Below are 2,477 nucleotides of genomic sequence, written 5' to 3'. Positions count from 1 at the left end.
GACGGCCGGGCCGACCAGCTCCATCAGCACGAACGGGGACATCGGCAGGCCCAGCGGCTCGAGCGCGCCGTCGGCCACCTCGATCGGGGTGCCCTCGTCGAGCACCTCGTTGATGACCCCGAGGAAGCGGGTCAGCAGCCGATTCACCACGAACGCCGGCGCGTCCTTGACCAGCACGCTGGACTTCTTCAGCTGCTTGGCCACCGCGAAGGCGGTCGCCAGCGACGCGTCGTCGGTCTTCTGCGCGCGCACGATCTCGAGCAGCGGCAGCACCGCGACCGGGTTGAAGAAGTGGAAGCCGATCACCCGCTCTGGGTGCTCGAGCTTCGCCGCCATCTCGGACACCGACAGCGAGGAGGTGTTGGTCGCCAGCACGCAGTCCGGCCGGACGACCGCCTCGACCTGCGCGAACACCTGCTGCTTGACCGACATCTCCTCGAACACGGCCTCGATCACGAAGTCCGCGTCGGCGAAGGCGTCCTTGGTCAGCGACCCGGACACCAGGGCCTTGAGCCGGTTCAGCTTGTCGTTCGACAGGCGGCCCTTGAGCGCCTGCAGGTCGAGCTGCTCGTGGACGTACTTGACGCCCTTGTCCACCCTCTCCTGGTCGATGTCGGTCAGCACGACCGGCACGGTCAGCCGCTGGACGAACAGCAGCGCCAGCTGAGACGCCATCAGACCGGCGCCGACGATGCCGACCTTGGTCACCGGGCGGGCGAGTGTCTTGTCCGGAGCGCCCGCGGGACGCTTGGCCCGCTTCTGCACCAGGTTGAACGCGTAGATGCCGCTGCGCAGCTCCTCGCTCATGATGCGGTCGGTCAGCGCGTCGTCCTCGGCCGCGAAGCCCTCGTCGCGCGAGGCCGTGCGAGCCTTCCCGATCAGGTCCAGCGCGAGGTAAGGGGCCTTGGTCGCGCCGTGCACCTTCGAGTCGGCGATCTCCCTGCCGCGGGCGAGCGCCGCGGTCCACTCCGCCTCGGCGAACGTCTTGCGCTCGATCTTCACCTCGCCGCGCACGACCTGCGCGGTCCACTTGAGGGACTCCTCGAGGAAGTCGGCGGGCTCGAAGATCGCGTCCGCGATCCCGAGCTCGAACGCCTTCACGCCTTTGAGCTGCCGGTTCTGCGAGAGCGAGTTCTCCACGATGACGGTGACCGCCGCGTCCGGGCCGATCAGCCGCGGCAGCAGCTGGGTGCCGCCCCAGCCCGGGATCAGCCCCAGGAAGACCTCCGGCAGTGAGAACGCCGGAACACCCGCGGAGATCGTCCGGTACGTGCAGTGCAGCGCGATCTCCACGCCGCCGCCCATCGCGGCGCCGTTGACGAAGCCGAACGTCGGCACGGGCAGCTTGCCGAACCGCCGGAACACGTCGTGCCCCGCCTTGCCGATCTCGTGTGCCTGCTCCCGGTCGGTCACCGCCTCGACGCCCTTGAGGTCCGCGCCGACGGCGAAGATGAACGGCTTGCCGGTCACCCCGGCGGCCACGATCTCGCCCGCCTCGGCCAGCGCCCGCACCTGGTCGAGCGCGGCGCCGATGTTGAGCAGGCCGCGCGGCCCGAAGGTGGTCGGCCTGGTGTGGTCGAACCCGTTGTCGAGGGTGATCAGGGCGAATCTGCCCGCGCCGCCGGGCAGGTCGATCACCCGGACCGGGGCGGAGGTGACCACCTCGTCCGGGAAGGCCTCGGCGGCCCTCTGCGCCAGCTCGCTCACTTGCCCGCTCCTTCGAAGTGAGGGTTCTCCCAGATCACGGTGCCGCCCATGCCGATGCCGATGCACATCGTGGTCAGCCCGTAGCGCACCTCGGGGTGCTCCTCGAACTGGTGCGACAGCTGGGTCATCAGCCGCACGCCGGAGGAGGCGAGCGGGTGGCCGACCGCGATCGCGCCGCCGTAGGCGTTGACCCGCGGGTCGTCGTCGGCGATGCCGAAGTGCTCGAGGAAGGCCAGGACCTGCACCGCGAAGGCCTCGTTGACCTCGAACAGGCCGATGTCGGCGATGTCGAGCCCGGCGATGGCCAGCGCCTTGTGTGTGGCCGGGACCGGCCCGTAGCCCATGACCTCCGGCTCGACGCCGCTGAACGCGTACGAGACCAGCCGCATCCGAACTGGCAGGCCCAGTTCCCGCGCGGTCTCCTCGGCGGCGATGATCGAGGCGGTGGCGCCGTCGTTCAGGCCGGCCGCGTTGCCGGCGGTGACCCGTCCGCGCACCCGGAACGGGGTCTTGAGCCCGGCCAGCCCTTCGAGCGTGGTGTCCGGGCGCGGCGGCTCGTCGGCGGTGGCCAGCCCCCAGCCGCGCTCGGCGCTGCGTACCGCGACCGGCACCAGGTCAGGCTGGATGTGGCCCGCCGCATAGGCCGCGGCGACCTTGAGCTGGCTGGCCAGGGCGTACGCGTCGGCGCGGTCGCGGGTGATGGCCGGGAACCGGTCATGCAGGTTCTCCGCCGTCGAGCCCATCACCAGCGCCGAAGGGTCCACTAGCCG

2 protein-coding genes are annotated in these 2,477 nt (G+C 70.6%); both read right to left on the bottom strand.

All coding sequences use genetic code 11. From position 1 onward, the window contains the following. The coding region (locus VGZ32_RS03960) for a 3-hydroxyacyl-CoA dehydrogenase NAD-binding domain-containing protein (protein WP_326884420.1) at positions 1 to 1,707 on the bottom strand (1,707 nt) is incomplete at its 3' end. Next, positions 1,704 to 2,477 (bottom strand): thiolase family protein (locus VGZ32_RS03955; RefSeq protein ID WP_326884419.1); only part of this gene is annotated, 774 nt, incomplete at its 5' end. The genes VGZ32_RS03960 and VGZ32_RS03955, both read right to left, overlap by 4 nt.

The sequence above is a fragment of the Actinocrinis sp. genome (assembly GCF_035938995.1).
Taxonomy (GTDB): domain Bacteria; phylum Actinomycetota; class Actinomycetes; order Streptomycetales; family Catenulisporaceae; genus DASZGI01.
This window is presented reverse-complemented; position numbering and strand designations above follow the sequence as displayed.